18 protein-coding genes are annotated in these 17674 nt (G+C 69.0%); 8 read left to right on the top strand and 10 right to left on the bottom strand.

The window, feature by feature from the left end; translation table 11 throughout:
* Positions 1-42: 42 nt before the first annotated feature.
* Together ACWGDB_RS05680 and ACWGDB_RS05675 are read right to left on the bottom strand one after the other, a co-directional pair.
* Positions 43-495 carry an N-acetyltransferase family protein gene (locus ACWGDB_RS05680; protein WP_453821236.1) on the bottom strand — a complete coding sequence of 151 codons (453 nt, stop codon included), beginning with the start codon at positions 493-495 and terminating at the stop codon, positions 43-45.
* Between the two features lie 23 nt (positions 496-518).
* Positions 519-977: a MarR family winged helix-turn-helix transcriptional regulator gene (locus ACWGDB_RS05675; protein WP_453820295.1), complete on the bottom strand. Its 459-nt coding sequence runs from the start codon at positions 975-977 to the stop codon at positions 519-521.
* Between the two features lie 140 nt (positions 978-1117).
* Between ACWGDB_RS05675 and ACWGDB_RS05670 the strand changes: the two genes are divergently transcribed.
* Positions 1118-2338, top strand: a complete 1221-nt coding sequence (locus ACWGDB_RS05670) for an MFS transporter (protein ID WP_453821235.1) — start codon at positions 1118-1120, stop codon at positions 2336-2338.
* Positions 2339-2446: 108 nt separating this feature from the next.
* Positions 2447-2869, top strand: coding sequence for a GlcG/HbpS family heme-binding protein (locus ACWGDB_RS05665; protein WP_453821234.1), 423 nt, complete (start codon positions 2447-2449; stop codon positions 2867-2869).
* Positions 2870-2990: 121 nt separating this feature from the next.
* Here the strand turns inward: ACWGDB_RS05665 and ACWGDB_RS05660 are convergent, their stop codons facing one another.
* On the bottom strand, positions 2991-3857 hold the full coding sequence (locus tag ACWGDB_RS05660) for a GNAT family N-acetyltransferase (protein WP_453821233.1): 867 nt from the start codon (positions 3855-3857) through the stop codon (positions 2991-2993).
* A gap of 660 nt (positions 3858-4517) precedes the next feature.
* Here ACWGDB_RS05660 and ACWGDB_RS05655 point away from each other — a divergent pair.
* Positions 4518-6287 carry a globin domain-containing protein gene (locus ACWGDB_RS05655; protein WP_453821232.1) on the top strand — a complete coding sequence of 590 codons (1770 nt, stop codon included), beginning with the start codon at positions 4518-4520 and terminating at the stop codon, positions 6285-6287.
* 30 nt (positions 6288-6317) lie between these two features.
* On the opposite strand, the gene ACWGDB_RS05650 is transcribed toward ACWGDB_RS05655, so the two are convergent.
* From ACWGDB_RS05650 to ACWGDB_RS05630, 5 genes are all read right to left on the bottom strand, one after another.
* Complete coding sequence (locus ACWGDB_RS05650) at positions 6318-6800, bottom strand: NUDIX domain-containing protein (RefSeq protein WP_453821231.1); 483 nt, start codon at positions 6798-6800, stop codon at positions 6318-6320.
* 111 nt (positions 6801-6911) lie between these two features.
* Complete coding sequence (locus ACWGDB_RS05645) at positions 6912-7817, bottom strand: LysR family transcriptional regulator (RefSeq protein WP_453821230.1); 906 nt, start codon at positions 7815-7817, stop codon at positions 6912-6914.
* A 229-nt stretch (positions 7818-8046) separates the two neighbouring features.
* Positions 8047-9213: a cystathionine gamma-lyase gene (locus ACWGDB_RS05640; RefSeq protein WP_453821229.1), complete on the bottom strand. Its 1167-nt coding sequence runs from the start codon at positions 9211-9213 to the stop codon at positions 8047-8049.
* The gene (locus ACWGDB_RS05635; protein WP_453821228.1) at positions 9210-9701 is read right to left on the bottom strand and encodes a low molecular weight protein-tyrosine-phosphatase; all 492 of its coding nucleotides are present in this window, start codon (positions 9699-9701) and stop codon (positions 9210-9212) included. Before ACWGDB_RS05635 ends, ACWGDB_RS05640 begins: the two co-directional genes overlap by 4 nt.
* A gap of 7 nt (positions 9702-9708) precedes the next feature.
* Positions 9709-10086, bottom strand: a complete 378-nt coding sequence (locus ACWGDB_RS05630; protein WP_383608235.1) for a phage holin family protein — start codon at positions 10084-10086, stop codon at positions 9709-9711.
* Positions 10087-10146: 60 nt separating this feature from the next.
* Here ACWGDB_RS05630 and ACWGDB_RS05625 point away from each other — a divergent pair, with 60 nt between their 5' ends.
* The 4 genes from ACWGDB_RS05625 (at position 10147) to ACWGDB_RS05610 (ending at position 12436) form a co-directional block, all read left to right on the top strand.
* Positions 10147-10464, top strand: a complete 318-nt coding sequence (locus tag ACWGDB_RS05625; RefSeq protein WP_328426167.1) for a cupin domain-containing protein — start codon at positions 10147-10149, stop codon at positions 10462-10464.
* Positions 10465-10624: 160 nt separating this feature from the next.
* The gene (locus ACWGDB_RS05620) at positions 10625-10837 is read left to right on the top strand and encodes a DUF5326 family protein (RefSeq protein ID WP_133927993.1); all 213 of its coding nucleotides are present in this window, start codon (positions 10625-10627) and stop codon (positions 10835-10837) included.
* Between the two features lie 328 nt (positions 10838-11165).
* Positions 11166-11900 carry an IclR family transcriptional regulator gene (locus ACWGDB_RS05615; protein ID WP_453821357.1) on the top strand — a complete coding sequence of 245 codons (735 nt, stop codon included), beginning with the start codon at positions 11166-11168 and terminating at the stop codon, positions 11898-11900.
* Between the two features lie 98 nt (positions 11901-11998).
* On the top strand, positions 11999-12436 hold the full coding sequence (locus ACWGDB_RS05610) for an SsgA family sporulation/cell division regulator (protein WP_362386916.1): 438 nt from the start codon (positions 11999-12001) through the stop codon (positions 12434-12436).
* Between the two features lie 246 nt (positions 12437-12682).
* On the opposite strand, the gene ACWGDB_RS05605 is transcribed toward ACWGDB_RS05610, so the two are convergent.
* Complete coding sequence (locus ACWGDB_RS05605) at positions 12683-14494, bottom strand: YibE/F family protein (protein ID WP_453821227.1); 1812 nt, start codon at positions 14492-14494, stop codon at positions 12683-12685.
* A 253-nt stretch (positions 14495-14747) separates the two neighbouring features.
* Between ACWGDB_RS05605 and thiC the strand changes: the two genes are divergently transcribed.
* Positions 14748-16532, top strand: coding sequence for a phosphomethylpyrimidine synthase ThiC (gene thiC / locus ACWGDB_RS05600; RefSeq protein WP_453821226.1), 1785 nt, complete (start codon positions 14748-14750; stop codon positions 16530-16532).
* Between the two features lie 177 nt (positions 16533-16709).
* Here the strand turns inward: thiC and ACWGDB_RS05595 are convergent, their stop codons facing one another.
* Entirely contained in the window at positions 16710-17579 is an 870-nt protein-coding gene (locus ACWGDB_RS05595) for a hypothetical protein (protein WP_383608225.1), read from the bottom strand.
* Positions 17580-17674 lie beyond the last annotated feature (95 nt).

The raw sequence follows: 17674 nt of genomic DNA, 5'->3' as shown, positions 1-17674 counted from the left end.
GGGTGAGCGCCTGTTTCACGTGAAACAGGCGCTCCGCCATGGTCACAGCTGGATCTTGAAGCCCAAGTGCGAGGCCGTGAAGCCGAGCCGCTCATAGAAGCGGTGGGCGTCGGTACGGGACTTGTCGGTGGTCAGCTGTACCAACTGGCAGTTCTGACGCCGGGATTCGGCGACCGCCCACTCGATGAGCTGCGTACCCAGGCCGCTGCCGCGCTCGTCGGCGTGGATGCGCACACCTTCGATGATGGATCGGGTCGCGCCCATCCGGGATAGCCCGGGAATGATCGTGAGCTGGAGCGTGCCGATGACGCGGCCTTCACGGACGGCGACGACCAGGTGCTGGTTCGAATCGGCACTGAGCCGCTCCAGGGCGTCCAGGTAAGGGGCCAGGTCGTCCGGTGACTCACGCTGTGCACCGAGCGGGTCGTCCGCGAGCATGCCGACGATCGCGGGGACGTCATCGGCGACGGCGGCTCGTATCTCAAGATCTCCCATGCCCGCACCCTATGCGGGCGGGCTCAGACGGGGATGCGAAGTGTCTCGACGGCCCGGACGAGGGGGGCCAGTTCGGGATTGGTCGCGGCTTCGTCGAGGGCTTGGCGCAGGGCCTTGTCGTTGGTGGGCCGTGCCTCGTCCAAAAGCTTGAGGCCTGCTTCGGTGACGTCGGTGTAGATGCCGCGGCGGTCGGTGGGGCAGAGGTAGCGGGAGAGCAGGCCGCGGTCCTCGAGCCGGGTGACCAGTCGGGTGGTGGCGCTCTGGCTGAGGACGACGGCGTCGGCGACCTGCTTCATCTGCAGGTGGCCGCCTTCGCCGCTGTGCTGGCGGCTGAGCACGTCGAGCAGGGAGTACTCCCGCACGCTCAGGTCGTGCCCGGTCTGCAGGGCGCGCTCGATGTGCGCCTCGATCCTCCCGTGCAGCAGGGAGAGAGCGCACCAGCCCTGGGCGAGCGCGGTGAGCGCGGGGTCTGTCGCTGTCATGGCGTTTCCTCCGTCCCGGAGTGGCTGAAGCCAGAGTAGAGCAGGATCGCAATAGTCTGCGCTTGCAAGTATGACGCGTCTGCAAGTATTGTCATCAAACGTAAAGCGCTCCTGCAATCTTCTGGAAGGTGCACTCCTTCATGCCTCTCGCGCTTCTGGCCCTCGCGATCGGGGCCTTCGGAATCGGCACGACCGAGTTCGTGATCATGGGTTTGCTGCCCGAGGTCGCGGGCGACTTCGGGGTCACCATCCCCACCGCCGGGCTCCTGGTGACCGGCTACGCCCTAGGCGTGGTCCTCGGCGCTCCCCTGATGACCGTGCTCGGCACCAAGGTCTCCCGCAAGCGGATGCTGATGCTGCTGATGGGACTGTTCATCGTCGGCAACCTGCTGTCCGCTCTCGCTCCCAGCTTCTCCGTCATGCTGATCGGGCGTGTGGTCGCCTCGCTCGCCCACGGTGCCTTCTTCGGCATCGGCTCGGTCGTCGCGGCCGATCTGGTCGCCCCGAACAAGAAGGCCGGGGCCATCGCGATGATGTTCACCGGTCTGACCGTCGCGAATGTGGTCGGCGTCCCGCTGGGCACGTTCGTCGGGCAGTCCGCCGGCTGGCGGGTCACCTTCGGCATCGTCGCCGCCCTCGGGGTGGTCGGCCTGGCCGGGATCGCCAAGCTCGTCCCCGACATGCCCAAGCCCCAGGGCGTACACCTGCGCCATGAGCTGGCCGCGTTCAAGAACGCCCAGGTCCTGCTCGCCATGGCGATGACGGTCCTCGGCTTCGGCGGTGTCTTCGCAGCCATCACCTACATCGCGCCGATGATGACCCATGTCGGCGGCTTCGCGGACGGCTCCGTCACCTGGCTGCTGGTCCTCTTCGGGCTCGGCATGGTCGGTGGCAACCTGATCGGTGGCAAGTACGCCGACCGCGCGCTGATGCCGATGCTGTACGTCTCCCTGGGCGCCCTCGCCGTCGTGCTCGCGCTCTTCACGCTCACGGCGCACAACAAGGTCCTCGCGGCCATCACCATCGCGCTGATCGGCGCCCTGGGCTTCGCCACGGTGCCCCCGCTCCAGAAGCGGGTCCTCGACCAGGCACACGGCGCCCCGACGCTGGCCTCGGCCGTGAACATCGGCGCCTTCAACCTAGGCAACGCCCTCGCCGCCTGGCTCGGCGGCATGGTCATCGCGGCCGGCTACGGCTACACGTCCCCCAACTGGGTGGGCGCCGCCCTCGCCGCGGCCGCACTGCTGCTCGCGTTCCTCTCGGCCGCGCTGGAGCGCCGTGACGGAGCATCCGCCGGCCCGGTCGTCACGAGTACCGCCCCTGCCGAGCCCGCCGAGCAGCAAGCCGTCGTACACCACTGAGCCGACCCGTGTGCGGGGTCAGGGCCGCCCCCGCACATCCGGCCCCGTGACAGCCCACACCAGCACTTCAACACCACACCTTCGCACCACACATCAAGGAGACCCCCCATGAGCACCACCAGCGCCGTCACGCCCCTGACGACCCAGGACGCCGACCTCCTCGTCGCCACCGCCCACCGTGCCGCCGAGGCCTCCGGAGTGACCGTCAGCGTCACCGTCCTCGATGCCGGAGGCCACCTGCTCGCGTTCCGGCGGGACGACCGAGCCGTGCTGATCTCCGGGGAGACCAGCACCCGCAAGGCCTACACGGCGCTTCAGCTCAACGCTCCCACCGCCGATCTCGTCGAGGCCGTACAGCCGGGCGGCCCGTTCCACACCCTGCCCACCGCGCTGGACCGGCCGCTGCTGTTCATCGCGGGCGGTGTGCCGGTCCATCGGGACGGCCGGCTGATCGGCGCGATCGGCGTGGGCGGCGGTGCGCCCGAGCAGGACCACCAGTTCGCGACGGCCGCGATCGAGGCACTTGCCTGAGGGCACACCGCTTCAGCGGGACACGCCGTCAAGGCATCCCCACCAACAAGGACACGCCGGTTCCCGACGGGGACCGGCGTGTTTCATGACCGCCTCAGCGCGCGGCTCGCAGCCGACTACCTCAGCCCGCCGCCACCGTCACCGGAGCGAACCGCCGGGTCCAGTCGCCGGGCAGCTCCGAGATGCCGTACGTCATCACCGAGTTGAAGGCGACGGACGCCAGACCGTGCTCCTTCGCCCAGCTGAGCAGTTCCTCGTGGCGTACGTCGATGTCGGTGCGCAGCGGGCGGTCGGTGTGGGTGGCCAGGGAAGCGATGAGTGCCTTCGCGGTCTCCGTGTCGCGGGCAACCAGTGGGCCCACGACCTGTGTGTCCATGTTGGGCCAGGCGCCCGCGTATCCGATGAGCCGGCCGTTCTCCTCGGCGACGCGCAACCGGTCGGTGAAGGCGGGGAGCCGCGTGATGATGTGCGTGCGATCCGTGCCGAACACCTCCTCGTCGAGTCTGACCATCGCGCTGAGGTCCTCGGCGGTGGCCGCGCGCGTGGCCACCGAGGGCCCAGCAGCATCGGCCCTGAAGTGCCCGCGCAGCATCTCCGCCCGGCCGGTGACCTTGAAGCCGATTTCCTCGTAGAGCCCTTGGCCGTTCGGCGTCGCGTGCAGAGTCAGGGGTGTCGTGCCCATCAGGGAGACGACGTGACGCATGAGCCGACGCCCGACGCCCTGGCGCGCATGACGCTCAGCGACCAGGACCATGCCAATGGCCCCCAGATCGGGGCGGTCCCGCGGTCCGTAGTCCGTGACGACGCAGGCGCTGACAAGCCCGCCGGCGGGGTCGTCGATCCCGTAGCCCTTCCCGGCTGTCAGAAGAAACTGCCACTTGTGTTCCTCACGGGGCCAGCCCCGATCCTCGGACAAGTCGGCGCAGGCGGTGAGGTCGCGAGGCGTCAGACGGCGGATGGGCAGAGCGGCGAGGGAAGGAGTCGGCACGCAGGTCAGGCTGTCTGACTACTGCCCTGGTCGTCCAGCCGTTTCCGATGAGACGTACGAGCTTTTGGCCATGTCATGGCCCGCCGCACGGCCCGCCGATGGACGCTGGGTGTTTCACGTGAAACATGGACGAACGGCGAGCATCCATGAAGTGCGTCAGGAGGGCCATTCGACGCGGACCGCCATCCGGTCGGCGGCTCGCGACCGGCACTTACATAGGGATGGATCTGCGGGAAGCCTACGAATTGGTGCGCAGCAGCCGGTAGTCGAAGGAATTGCTCGTTCGTCCCCTCGCCCAATTCGTGAGGAAGCAAGGGGGGACTTGTGATCGGGGCGGCGGCCGGTATGGTCGAGTCCGGTTCGTGTCCGAGCCGTGATGCGGACTGTCGACGCGGACCGAGCGCAAGGCAAGGCAGCGTAACGGGACGGAGAGATCAAAGACCCGCATTCTCGGTTATGCGGCCTGGGTGCCCACATGCAGTGGGATGCTGCGGTGAGAGTACTGCGGCCAATGTCACACTCTCGCCTTACTTGTCCGTACTGAGTGTGAATACGGGTTGAATGTGGCCGTATTGATCGCAGCAACGAACGAGGCCAAGCAAGCCGTCGCGGGGGAAGCAGGCACCTTCCGATAGGGGAAGTGCGCAGACCGACCGAAAGATGTTCGAGGCGAGGCACACCATGGACGCTCCGACCACCACGTCGGCCGACAACGGCACTTCCGGCGGCGGGGGCGGCTGGTTCACGCCCCGCAAGCAGCCGGAGACTTCTCCGGGCTCCGAACAGGAGGCGGCAGAGGGCAGCCGCCTGGCGGCGATGCGCCCGATGGGCCGGACGACGGCAGGCGACGGCCCGGCCCCACCGCCCCAGAGCACCACACAGCCCCCCACGACGGCCGGCCCACCACAGTCCGCCGCGACGGCGCCTCCGCCCGGGCCCACCCTTGCTGACGTCGGCTCTGGTCCCGCGGCACCAGGCCCCGCAGCTCCGGGCCCTGCCGCCCGCCCGTACGCGGAACGTGGGGTACCAGCCCCGATATCGACGCCCGGCGCGACCCCCCCGAGCCATATACAGCCCACGCCGTCGACGCCCGCCCACACCCCGTACTCAGGCCAAGCCCCGCAAGCCTCAGCTCAACCCCCGCAAGCCACCGCTCACGCCGTGCACGCCGCCGCCCAAGCCACCGCAGCCCGCCCGGAGATGCAGGCCGCCCAGGCCACGACACCACGGCCGGAGACGCCGGGCCCCGCCCCTCTCGCATCGCCCTCCCCTCAACTGCGGGTACCGAGCCAGCGCCCCGCTCCGGCCCAGCCCGTCTCCCCGGACGCCGTCCTGATCCGCCGGACCATGGCCGAGGTCGGCCCCGTGGCCGACAAGGTCACCTCCTACTTCTACGCGCTGCTCTTCGTACGCCACCCCGATCTGCGTTCCCTCTTCCCGGCCGCGATGGACACCCAGCGAGACCGGCTGCTGAAGGCGCTGCTCACCGCGGCCGAGCACATCGACAACACCCCTGTCCTCGTCGACTACCTGCAGAACCTGGGCCGCGGACACCGCAAGTACGGCACCCGGCCCGAGCACTACCCGGCCGTCGGCGAATGCCTCATCGGCGCGCTGAGCAAGTACGCCGCCGGAATCTGGGACGGCGAGATGGAGGCCGCCTGGATCCGGGCGTACACGACGATCTCGCAGGTCATGATCGACGCCGCGGCGGCGGACGAACTGCGCGCCCCCGCCTGGTGGTACGCGGAGGTCGTCTCGCACGACCTCAGAACCGCGGACGTCGCGGTCCTCACCGTCCGCCCCGACCAGCCGTATCCCTTCCTCGCCGGGCAGTACACGAGCGTGGAGACACCCTGGTGGCCCAGGATCTGGCGGCACTACTCCTTCGCCTCGGCGGCCCGCTCGGACGGCCTGCTGACCTTCCATGTGAAGGCCGTGCCCGCGGGCTGGGTCTCCAACGCGCTGGTGCACCGCGCGCGGCCGGGAGACATCATCCGGCTCGGCCCGCCGGCCGGTTCGATGACCGTGGACCACACCACCGACAGCGGGCTGCTCTGCGTGGGCGGAGGCACCGGCATAGCGCCGATCAAGGCACTGGTCGAGGACGTCGCCGAGCACGGCGAACGGCGATCGGTCGAGGTTTTCTACGGCGCCCGTACCAACCAGGATCTGTACGACATCGACACGATGCTCCGCCTCCAGCAGTCCCACCCCTGGCTGCATGTCCGCCCGGTGGTGGACCGGCATGGTCTGCTCCAGCTTCCCGAAGCCATACGCGAGTACGGGCCGTGGACCGAGTACGACGCCTATGTCTCCGGACCGCCCGGCATGATCCGCAGCGGTGTCGACGCCCTGAGGGGCATCGGCATGCCGTTCGAGCGCATACGCCATGACTCTGTGGAGGAGCTCGTCTCCGCCGGGGATTGAGCCTTGCCACGGCGGAGGTCTGCCGTCGGATCAGCCCAGATCGGGGGCGTGCATGGCACGGACGCCCTCGATGTTCCCGTCGAGGTAGTGCCGCAGTGAGAGCGGTACGAGGTGGACGGAAGCGATCCCGACCCGGGTGAACGGCACCCGGACGATCTCGTACTCGCCGATGGGTTCGTCCACTTCGGGGCCGTGCCGCAAGGACGTGTCCATCGACTCCAGGTGGCACACGAAGAAGTGCTGCACCTTCACTCCGGTCGCTCCGCCGTCCTCGCCGATGTGCTCGACGGTGTCTACGAAGCAGGGCACGACATCGACGACCTTGGCGCCGAGCTCCTCGTACACCTCGCGGTGCAGCGCGTCGACGACGGTCGCGTCCGTGGGCTCGACTCCGCCACCGGGTGTGAGCCAGTAAGGATCGAGGCCGGGCTTGGTGCGCTTGATCAGGATCAGGTCGTCGCCGTCCAGCAGAACGGCGCGGGCGGTGCGCTTGACCACAGGTCGGACGGTCATGGGAGAAATGTGGCCCGGCTGGTTCCACGTGAAACATCGCGAAACGTCACCGGTCGAGCTCATCCTGTGAGGAGCTCGGATCCGCCGCTGGATGCGCCCTGAATGCCCGGTTCAGGCCCAGTCACCAGCCGCCCGCAGCAACCACTCATGGGCTCGCGCGATATGGGGCATCGCCAGTGTGCCGGTACGGACCACCAGGAAGTACGTCCGCAGCGGTGGCACCGGCGGATCGTGCAGGGCGACGACATCGCCGCGCTGCAGGGCGGCCGCGCACAGGTAGCGGGGCAACACCGCCAGCCCTGCCCCCGCGACCGCACAGGCGAGGACCGCGCGAAGGTCGGGGACGATCACGGTGCCCGGGGCGGCGGGGCGGCAGTCGTAGACCGAAGCCCAGTAACGGGAGACGAAGGGCAGGGACTCGTGCACCTCCACCACCGGGACGTCCTCCAGCGCGTGCGCTCCCTTGTGGCGCAGCTGCCCCGAGCCGATCCGGTCGACCCATTGGGGCGCGGCGACCAGCACGTGCATCTCGTCGCAGAGCGTCGTCGCCGTGAGCAGACCGCCGCGCGGACGGGCCGTACTGATGGCCAGATCATGATGTCCGGCAGCCAGCCCCTCGAGGGTCTCCTCGGCGTTTCCGAAGGACGCGCGCAGAGCGAAGCCCTGGCCTTCTTCGCCGGTCAGCTCGGTGAGCGCGGGCAGGGCCCGCTCGGCGGTGAACTCAGGAGGGCCGGCGAGGTGCAGGGATCGTAAGGAGGACTCGTCGTCGAGACCGGTCTCGGTGATCTCCACCAGGGCGTCGAGATGAGGTGCGGCCTTGTGGGCGAGTTCGTCGCCGATGGTCGTCGGCGTCACTCCGCGGGCCTGTCGCAGGAAGAGGGGGCGGCCCAACTGCCGTTCCAGGGTGCGGATCTGCGAGGTCACGGCCGGCTGCGACAGGCCGAGCAGGGCGGCGGCGCGGGTGAAGGAGCCAGCCCGGTGCACGGTCACAAAAGTGCGCAACAAGGCCAGGTCCATGCCACACCCTCCCCTTCCCCGCCCTTCTCTCCATCCTCAGGGCAGGGCCTAACTATAAATAAGTCGATAGGTCGCTGTCGCTACTGTGATTGGACACTGACAGACAGTCAACTAGCCTTGTTCGCGCGGTTCTTCGCGCGCAGAACCGAGGGCGGTCCGAGCCACGAGGGGGGAGGCTCGGACCGCCCGTTCCGCATGTTCGGGCACCGACGCGCGTGCGGGGGCCCCGTCACCGGGCCGATTCGTCCAGCGCACGCAGCACATCCGCCACCAGATCCTCAGGATCCTCGGCGCCGACCGACATCCGGATGAAGCCCTCCGGTACGGCGTCGCCGCCCCAGCGCCCGCGCCGTTCGGCCGTGGAGCGCACTCCGCCGAAGCTGGTCGCGTCGTCGACGAGCCGCAGCGCCTCCAGGAATCGCTCGGCACGCGCGCGCGTGGGCAGCGTGAAGGACACGACGCACCCGTAGCGCCGCATCTGCTGCGAGGCGATCTTGTACGAGGGGTCGTGCGGCAGCCCGGGATAGCGCACCCCGAGCTCTTCCGGCCAGTCCTGCAGCGCCTCGGCGACGGCCAGGGCGGTGGCGTTCTGCCGCTCCACGCGCATCTGGAGCGTGGCGAGGGAACGGTGCGCGAGCCAGGCCTCCATGGGCCCCGGAATCGCCCCGACGATCTTGCGCCAGCGCCGTACGGCGGCCATGGCCTCGGCGCCGCGGCCGCTGACGTATCCCAGCAGGATGTCGCCATGTCCCGTCAGCTGCTTGGTGCCGCTGGCCACCGAGAAGTCGGCGCCGAGCTCCAGCGGGCGCTGGCCGAGCGGCGTCGCGAGCGTGTTGTCGACGGCGACGAGGGCGCCACGCGCGTGTGCCGCTTCGACGAGCCGCCGGACGTCACACACGTCGAGGCCCGGGTTCGACGGGGTCTCGATCCACAGCAGTTTCGCGCCGTCCAGGACACCGAGCTGGGCGTCCCCGCCGGTCGGTGCCGCGCGGACCTCGATGCCGAAGGCCTCCAACTGCGCGCGTGCCAGGAGCAGCGCCTGGTAGCCGTCGCTGGGCAGGACGACCGCGTCCCCGGCCCGCAGCTGGGAGAAGAGCACCGATGAGGTGGCGGCCATGCCCGACGCGAAGACCAGCGTCTCGACGCCGTCCTCCCCCGGTGCCTCCAGGCCGCCGATGGCGCGCTCCAGATGGGTCCAGGTGGGGTTCTCGTCCCGGCCGTAGGTGTACGGGCCCGTGGGCTCGCCCGGCAGGTGGTAGTGGGCCGCGAACACGGGGCCGGGCAGGGTCGGCTCGTAGGCGACCGGCTCGGGCAGTCCGGCCCGCACCGCGCGCGTGCCGTCTCCGTCGGAAGGCCGCCCCTCGGAAGGCGGTCCTTGAGGATCCGTGCTGCTCATACCGGCTGTCCCTCCACCTGTTCGCGGACCGCCGTGAGGAGGCCCGTACTTGCCGCCTCCACCATCTCAAGACATTCCTCGAAGCCGTCGAGGGCCCCGTAATACGGGTCGGGCACGTCGAGGTCGTCGCCGGCGGCGGGGTCGTAGGAGCGCAGCAGGCGCACCTTCGCCGCGTCCTCCGGGGAGGGCGCCAAGCGGCGCAGGGCCTTGAGGTGGCCGGTGTCGAGGGCGATGACGAGGTCGAGGCGCGCGAACCAGGACGTCTGGAACTGGCGGGCCGTGTGACCGCTGTCGTAGCCGTGCTCCTCGAGGACGGAGATGGTGCGCGGGTCGGCAGGGTCGCCCTCGTGCCAGCCGCCGGTGCCGGCGCTGTCGGTCTCGACCAGGCTGTCGAGCCCGGCCTCCGCCACGCGCGCGCGGAAGACCGACTCGGCCATCGGGGAGCGGCAGATGTTGCCGGTGCAGACGAAGCAGACGCGGTAGGTCATCGGATACTCAGTCCCCGTCGGGCAGAACGATGTTGAGCGCCCAGGAGACGATCGAGATGATCAGGCCACCGAGGACGGCCGTCCAGAAGCCCTCGACGTGGAAGCTCAGGTCGACCTTGTCGGCGAGCCACGAGGTCAGCAGCAGCATGAGCGCGTTGACGATCAGGGTGAACAGGCCGAGCGTCAGGATGAGCAGAGGGAGGCTGAGAAGCTTCACGATCGGCTTGACGACGAAGTTCACCAGGCCGAAGATCAGCGCGACTATGAGCAGGGTGCCGATCTGCTTGCCCGTGCTGTCCCCGGTGAGGGTGATCTTGTCTATCAGCCAGACGGCGACCGCCAGGGCACCCGCGTTGGCGATCGTCTTGACTACGAAATTCTTCATGTGTCTGATCGTGGCAGACGAGATCGGTCACGAGCACCGGGACAAGGGCGGACGAGAGCGATGAAGGCATTCCGGCTGGATGAACTGGAGGCGGAGCGCGCCGCCAACGAGGGCGCCTACCTGCAGTTTCTGCGGGAGCGGAACATGTCGGTCGGTCTGTACGCGCTCGACGCCGGTGCGCACGATCCACAGAAGCCGCACAACCAGGACGAGGTCTACTTCGTTGTGAGCGGCCGTGCTCAGATCACCGTCGGCATGGAGACCACACATGTGGCGCGCGGCAGTGTGGTGTACGTGCCGGCCGGGGTGGCCCACAAGTTCCACCACATCAGCGAGGACCTGAGGGTGCTCGTGGTGTTCTCTCCGCCCGCGAGCTGACCTTTGGCCTCGGGGTTCCCTAGGGGATCGATCAGGGGAGGACAAGGGCTGCGAGGCGTCCGCTCGGCACCTGCCGGACCTAGCATCGAGTGCAGGAATCAGCAGATTCGAAGGATCAGGACCCGGCACAGTAACGGGCGGAGAGGTAAGGACGAGGGCGATGCGTGAGATCTTCGCAGGACTGCCGTGGTGGGTGAAGTGGATCGCGGTGCCGGTCATCGCACTGGTGGTGTTCGGTGGGCTGATAGCCAGCGTGGTGGGGTTCGTCATCGGACTGCTCTTCAAGGTGCTGGTCTTCGTGGCACTGGTCGGTGGACTCGTCTACGTCGTACGGAAGTTCACGTCGAGCTCCTCGTCGCGCAGCGACTGGTGAGGGCCGTGGGGGCCGTGGGGACCGGTGGGCGGTAACAGGAATCGCCGGTTCCCTCGGGCGGGGGAAGTTTTCCGAGCAGGGAGTCCAGGAGCGGTGACGGGCCAATAGAGTCCGGAAATCGACGCGGGGACGACCCCGCGAGCGGCGTACACCCCCCGTGTTCCCCAGCACGGGCTCCCCTCTCGCGCTTCGGGAGTAACCCTTGGCCACGGTCGACACCGCACCCTCAGAACCTCAGACGCCCCTCGAACAGCCGCGCTCCTCCGTCCCCCAGGTCCCGCAGCAAGCCTCCCCGGCCTCCGCCGAGCAGTCGCAGTCCGCGACGCTCATCGGATCCGTCCAGCGCGCGATGCGCCTGCTGGAGTGTGTTGCCGAGCATGAGTACGGCGCCCCGGCCAAGCAACTCGCCCGCGAGGCGGGCCTGGCACTGCCCACGGCCTACCACTTGCTGCGCACGCTGGTGCACGAGGGCTATCTGCGCCGTGACAAAGGGCTGTTCTTCCTCGGCGAGGCGGCCGTACGGCTCAGCAGCAGCGCAGCCGCGCAGAAACGTCGCAGCACGGTTGCCGACGCGCTCGCTCAATGGCGTGACGCCATTGGTGTCCCGGTTTACTACGCCCAGTACCGCGACGGTGAGATCGAGGTCATGTGCGTCTCCGACACCCCGGGCAATCCGGCGGTCGAGGAGTGGGCCGACTTCCGGGAGACCGGCCACGCGCACGCCATCGGTCAGTGCCTGCTGTCCCAGCTCGACGAGGACGCTCGCCGCGATCACCTGGCCCGCCATCCAGTGGAGTCCATCACCCCCTACACCGTGCGCGATACCCGCACCCTGCTGCGACGTCTCGAGCGGACCCGGCGGATGGATCCGGTGACCGAGCGTCAGGAGTACGCGCTGGGGACGGTGTGCGCTGCCATCCCCATCACGGTGGGCACCACGGCCGCCACGATGGCCATTTCGCTGCCCGCCCACCAGGCCGACCGGCTGCTGTCGGCGGTGCTGCAACTGCAGGAGGAGATCGGGCGGCTCCTGGGGTCACTCTCGATCTCTATCAGTATCTGAAAACTCACTCCTTGTGATCTCTCGTGTACGTTCAGCAAGATTCCACCAGTGTCGGGGTCCGTTCCCGGCCAGTCGACTGCAAACGACGGGGTAGGGCGATGCGCGAGTCCGTAGAGGCAGAGGTCATGATGAGCTTTCTCGTGTCCGAGGAGCTCTCCTTCCGCATCCCGGTGGAGTTGCGCTACGAGACCTGTGATCCCTATGCCGTGCGGCTTACCTTCCACCTGCCCGGCGACGCCCCCGTGACCTGGGCCTTCGGCCGGGAACTACTGGTCGATGGAGTGGGCCGCCCGTGCGGGGAGGGAGATGTACGGGTCTCTCCGGCCGGCACAGAGACGCTGGGCGACGTTCTGATCCGGCTTCAGGTCGGTGCCGACCAGGCACTGTTCCGCTCCTCGGTGGCGCCTCTGGTGGCCTTTCTCGACCGCACCGACAAGCTGGTGCCGCTCGGTCAGGAGGGCGCGCTCGCCGACTTCGACGCCCACCTCGACGAGGCCCTGGACCGCATCCTCGCCGAGGAGCAGAGCGCGGGCTGAGGCTCGTGGCCATTAGGGGTGGCGTAACGCTTCGCCGGGCGCTCCCGGCGCGCATGGGAGCGCTTCCTTGTCGGGCTTGCTCCCAAGACGCCGGATCTGCAAGGCCGGAGGCGCGAGGTTTTGGGTTCGGATTCGGCGCGCGGGAGGCGCGCGGGCGGCGAACCGTGTCCGCCACCCCTTGCACAGACACGAAGCCCCTGCTTCGCCGACGCCCCCGCTTTCCCCGGTGTCACAGCTTTTCCGATGTCACCGTTTCCGCCGACGCCCGCGCCCGCCGCGCCCCAGAGCCGGCTGCGCGCCGGTCGAGGTCGACCCCCCGCCTGCCGGGACCGGCTGGGTACCCGTCGGCACCGCCCCCTTCTCCGGCCGGTCGGCCGAGACCACCAGGGCCGCGAGGGCCGTGGTGACCGGCACGGACGCGACCAGGCCGATGGAGCCCACCAGGGTGCGCACGATCTCCTCCGCCACCAGCTCACTGTTGGCGACCGTCCCCACCCCGCTCTGCGCGATCGAGAAGAGCAGCAGCAGGGGCAGTGCGGCACCCGCGTACGCGAGGACGAGCGTGTTGACGACGGACGCGATGTGGTCGCGGCCGATGCGGATACCCGCCCGGTACAACCCGCGCCGGCCCATCGTCGGGTTGGCCTCGTGCAGCTCCCAGACCGCGGACGTCTGGGTGACCGTCACGTCGTCGAGGACACCGAGCGAACCGATGATGATGCCGGCCAGCAGCAGACCGCTCATGTCGATCGACGGATACAGCCCGTGGATGAGGCCGGTGTTGTCGTCGGTGTTGCCGGTGAGCGCGGCCCAGTCGATGAACACCGACCCGAGGATGCCGATCAGCAACAGCGAGATCAGCGTGCCGAGCACCGCCACCGACGTACGGGCCGACAGGCCGTGGCACAGGTAGAGGGCGACCAGCATGATGGCGCTCGACCCGACCACTGCGACGACCAGCGGATTCGAGCCCTGCAGGATCGCCGGCAGGATGAAGAAGTTGAGCACCAGGAAGCTGATGGCCAGCGAGATCAGTGCCATGAGGCCCCGCAACCGCCCGACGACCACGACGGCGATGGCGAAGATGCCGGCGAGCACGGCCAACGGGAGGCGCCGGTTCACATCGGTGACCGAGTACTGCAGGTCCTTGGGTGCGGAGGGCTCGTAGGCGACCACGACTTCCTGGCCCTCGTGCAACTGCCGCGACTGGTCGGGCTGCACGATCTCCGTGAACGTCCGGCCCTTGTCCTTGCCGCTGTCGACGCGGATCGTCGCCTTCTTGCAGGTGCCGCTGTCCTGCTGCACGGCGGAGGAGCCCTCGGCGGTGGAGGTGTCGCCGGTCGGGGGCACCCCCGAGGCGCCCACCTCCTTGCAGCTCAGCTCGACCACCTTGGTGACCGTGGCCTGCTGCGTCTGCCGGTCGAAGCCGACCCCGGTGCGCTCGTGCGGCGGGGCACCGCCCGGCCACAACACCGCCAGCCCCACCACCACCGCCGCGGCGAACGGGATCAGGACCGCCGCGATGACCTTGCGCAGATGCCGGGAGACGGGAGCAGCCGGCCCGTGGGCGTGACTGTGCGAGTGCCCGTGCGCGCCACCATCATCTCCGCCACGCCCGCCCCCGGACCCCGGACCGTGCCCATGTCCCCCTCCGGAGCCGGGACCATGCCCATGACCGCCCCCGGGTCCAGGACCGTGCCCGCCACCCGGGTCGGTAACCGGCGCCTGCGAGCCGCCGGATTCGGGACCGCGCTCGTAAGAACCCCGGGGACCGGGCCCGCGCCCCTGCCCTCCGCCGACCCCGCTGCCGTGATTCTGCGTTCCACCGGACCTGGGGCCTTGCTCGTGCCAGCCCCCGCCCCCAGTCGCATGATCGTCCTGGTCCCCGTCACCGGGACCAAGGCCGTAGGCCCCTCCGTATCTCCCCCCGGGAACCCCTGAACCCCGGCCGTCTGTAAGGCCGTTGCCCCGCCCGGGGCCGATTCTGGGGCCGTTTCCGGAGCCGGAGCCGCGGGGCGGATCGGGCGGTGGGTACGGAGGTTCATGCGTCGTGGTCACCGCCCGATCATCGCAAGAACGATTGGGGCCCCCTGTTCACCGCGCCCGAATTGACGCTAGCGTGGTGCCACCTTTGTACACGCGGGAGCTCGGAGCACCGGGCTGAGAGGGCGCTGACCTCCGTCACAGCGATGTTTCACATGAAACATCACTCATCGCGAGTGATGTTTCACACGAAACGTCGGCAGACGGATACCGCTGCGTCGACCGCCGAACCTGTTACCGGGTAATGCCGGCGTAGGGAGTAGGTCTCATGACCATCAAGGACGCGCGCACGCCTGCCTCCGTTCAGGACGAGAAGTCCGAGGAGGCCGGGAAGTCCATCGGCTGGCACAAGGCGTATGTCGAGGGTTCACGCCCCGATCTGCGAGTGCCGGTCCGCCAGGTGCACCTCACCAACGGGGAGTCGGTCACGCTGTACGACACCTCGGGCCCGTACACCGATCCGCTCGCCGATACCGACGTCCGCAGGGGGCTGCCCCCGCTGCGGGAGAACTGGATCATCGCCCGCGGCGACACCGCGGAGTACGCGGGCCGTCCCGTCCGTCCCGAGGACGACGGCATCAAGCACACCTCGCCGCGCGGCGGCCTGCGCAACCTCGACGCGGTCTTCCCCGGACGTCCGCGCCAGCCCCGTCGCAGCCGTGACGGCCAGGCCGTCACGCAGCTCGCCTACGCACGCCGGGGTGAGATCACACCCGAGATGGAGTACGTGGCCATCCGGGAAAACGTCTCTCCCGAGGTCGTCCGCGAGGAGATCGCCGCGGGCCGCGCGGTGCTGCCCGTCAACGTGAACCACCCGGAGATCGAGCCGATGATCATCGGCAAGCGGTTCCTGGTGAAGGTCAACGCCAACATCGGCAACTCCGCGGTCACCTCCTCCATCGAGGAGGAGGTCGAGAAGATGACCTGGGCGACCCGCTGGGGCGCCGACACGGTCATGGACCTGTCGACCGGCCGCAACATCCACACCACCCGTGAGTGGGTGCTGCGCAACTCCCCCGTCCCCATCGGCACGGTGCCGCTCTACCAGGCGCTGGAGAAGGTCGACGGCCGGGCCGAGGAGCTGACCTGGGAGATCTACAAGGACACGGTCATCGAACAGGCCGAGCAGGGCGTGGACTACATGACGGTCCACGCGGGCGTGCGGCTGCCGTTCGTACCGCTGACGGCCAACCGCAAGACCGGCATCGTCTCGCGCGGTGGCTCGATCATGGCGGCGTGGTGCCTGGCGCACCACAAGGAGAGCTTCCTGTACGAGAACTTCGAGGAGCTCTGCGAGATCCTCGCCGCCTACGACGTCACGTACTCGCTGGGCGACGGCCTGCGGCCCGGCTCGATCGCGGACGCCAACGACGAGGCGCAGTTCGCGGAGTTGAGGACGCTCGGGGAACTCAACACGATCGCCAAGCGTTTCAACGTACAGACCATGATCGAGGGCCCGGGACACGTCCCGATGCACAAGATCAAGGAGAACATCGACCTTCAGCAGGAGATCTGCGATGAAGCTCCGTTCTATACGCTCGGCCCGCTGACCACCGACGTCGCGCCGGCCTACGACCACATCACCTCCGGCATCGGTGCCGCGATGATCGCCTGGTGGGGCACGGCGATGCTCTGCTACGTCACGCCCAAGGAACACCTGGGCCTGCCCAACCGGGACGACGTCAAGACCGGCGTCATCACCTACAAGATCGCCGCCCATGCGGCCGATCTCGCCAAGGGGCACCCCGGTGCGCAGGAGTGGGACGACGCGCTGTCCGACGCCCGCTTCGAGTTCCGGTGGGAGGACCAGTTCAATCTGGCTCTCGACCCGGACACGGCACGGGAGTTCCACGACGAGACCCTGCCGGCCGAGCCTGCCAAGACGGCTCACTTCTGCTCCATGTGCGGGCCGAAGTTCTGCTCGATGAAGATCTCCCAGGACATCCGCCGCGCACATGGCGGGTCGAAGGAGGAGATCGAGGACGGCATGGCTCAGAAGTCGAAGGAGTTCGCCGCGGCGGGCAACCGGGTGTACCTGCCGCTCGCGGACTGACGTCGACGTCCTGACCCGGGGCGCCGCGCCCCGGTGTCCGGCGGGCTGCCGTCGTGTCCGGCGTTGCTGCCCGGCTGTTCGGCTTGCGCCTCCCCGAGGAGGTCTCCCCGGGGGTTCCGTCGCGAAAGTGAGGCCCCGGGCGGGGCGCTCCTGCGGCGGAGGGCGCAAGCCGAGGCGCTACTCCGGCTGGTGTTCCGGGCCTCCGAAGTCCGGGCTCGTGTAGTCCGGGCTGCTGAAGCTCGGCCGCGATCCCCGGGAGGCGCCGTCGTCCGGGCTGCTGAAACCCGGGCGGCCGTAGCCGAGGTTTGGGATGCGGCCGGCCGGTGTCGACGGTGGCGTGCGGTGCAGGGCCGATGCCGTGCCGGGGTCGGCGAGTGCCTCCCGCAGGAAGGGCAGGACGCCGCGCTCCAGCAGGGCCTCGCGCCAGGCTTCCCTGGCCCGGGCGACCTCCTCACTCAGTTCGCCGTACGGCCCGCCGTCGAACGCCGGCCGGTTGCGCAGGGCGGTGAGCAGGAGACCGACGGCGGCCACCAGGATGGCGGCCGCTGCCATGGCGCCGAACACCCATCCGGTGGTGAGCATCGTCTGGGCGAATGCCGGCTCGGGGTCGAACATCTTCAGGATGTAGCCGACGAGCAGGAAGATCGCCGCTGCGGTGCCGGCGAGTACGGGTGCCAGGACGGCGAGCACGGCTATGACGCCCGGGCCGGCTGTCTCGGCGACTTCTCCCATGGTCGTGGCGAGCCCCATCGCGCCCGAGCTCGACTCGGAGGAGCCGGACTCGCGAGTGGAGGACGGGGTGGACGGCGCCGGTTGGCGCAGTTCCTCGCGGACCTTCACGTAGTGCTGGTACTCGGTCGCCGCGGCCGCCGTGATCAGAGCGGTGGCGTTGAGCGCCATGGTGCGCAGCTGTTCGGGGTTGAGCCGCTGACCGACAGCGGCCAGTTCCGGGCGGTGTGGTGCGGAGCGCAGCGCCTCATCGAGGATCCGCTCGTAGTCCTGGCGGTCCTCGCTCAGCAGGTGCTGCGGAACGCTGTTCATGTGCATCCCCCGATGCTCCGTAGGGCTTGGGGCTCGCATGCCAACGAGCCGTCGGGCAGAAACGGAGGGGAGCCTGCTACGGATAAGCCGATGGTAGAGCG

It is taken from the genome of Streptomyces sp. NPDC055013, from assembly GCF_053608645.1.
The sequence above is the reverse complement of the archived record's forward strand: the minus strand, read 5'-3'. Positions and strand labels throughout refer to the sequence as shown.

Excerpts from the sequence above, each read along its gene's own strand:
- ACWGDB_RS05650 (WP_453821231.1), bottom strand. The coding sequence starts at position 6,800 with ATGACCGTCCGACCTGTGGTCAAGCGCACCGCCCGCGCCGTTCTGCTG.
- ACWGDB_RS05665 (WP_453821234.1), top strand. The coding sequence starts at position 2,447 with ATGAGCACCACCAGCGCCGTCACGCCCCTGACGACCCAGGACGCCGAC.
- ACWGDB_RS05640 (WP_453821229.1), bottom strand. The coding sequence starts at position 9,213 with ATGAGCAGCACGGATCCTCAAGGACCGCCTTCCGAGGGGCGGCCTTCC.
- ACWGDB_RS05635 (WP_453821228.1), bottom strand. The coding sequence starts at position 9,701 with ATGACCTACCGCGTCTGCTTCGTCTGCACCGGCAACATCTGCCGCTCC.
- ACWGDB_RS05655 (WP_453821232.1), top strand. The coding sequence starts at position 4,518 with ATGTTCGAGGCGAGGCACACCATGGACGCTCCGACCACCACGTCGGCC.
- ACWGDB_RS05675 (WP_453820295.1), bottom strand. The coding sequence starts at position 977 with ATGACAGCGACAGACCCCGCGCTCACCGCGCTCGCCCAGGGCTGGTGC.
- ACWGDB_RS05670 (WP_453821235.1), top strand. The coding sequence starts at position 1,118 with ATGCCTCTCGCGCTTCTGGCCCTCGCGATCGGGGCCTTCGGAATCGGC.
- ACWGDB_RS05610 (WP_362386916.1), top strand. The coding sequence starts at position 11,999 with ATGCGCGAGTCCGTAGAGGCAGAGGTCATGATGAGCTTTCTCGTGTCC.
- ACWGDB_RS05620 (WP_133927993.1), top strand. The coding sequence starts at position 10,625 with ATGCGTGAGATCTTCGCAGGACTGCCGTGGTGGGTGAAGTGGATCGCG.
- ACWGDB_RS05680 (WP_453821236.1), bottom strand. The coding sequence starts at position 495 with ATGGGAGATCTTGAGATACGAGCCGCCGTCGCCGATGACGTCCCCGCG.
- ACWGDB_RS05595 (WP_383608225.1), bottom strand. The coding sequence starts at position 17,579 with ATGCACATGAACAGCGTTCCGCAGCACCTGCTGAGCGAGGACCGCCAG.
- ACWGDB_RS05630 (WP_383608235.1), bottom strand. The coding sequence starts at position 10,086 with ATGAAGAATTTCGTAGTCAAGACGATCGCCAACGCGGGTGCCCTGGCG.
- thiC (WP_453821226.1), top strand. The coding sequence starts at position 14,748 with ATGACCATCAAGGACGCGCGCACGCCTGCCTCCGTTCAGGACGAGAAG.
- ACWGDB_RS05625 (WP_328426167.1), top strand. The coding sequence starts at position 10,147 with ATGAAGGCATTCCGGCTGGATGAACTGGAGGCGGAGCGCGCCGCCAAC.
- ACWGDB_RS05645 (WP_453821230.1), bottom strand. The coding sequence starts at position 7,817 with ATGGACCTGGCCTTGTTGCGCACTTTTGTGACCGTGCACCGGGCTGGC.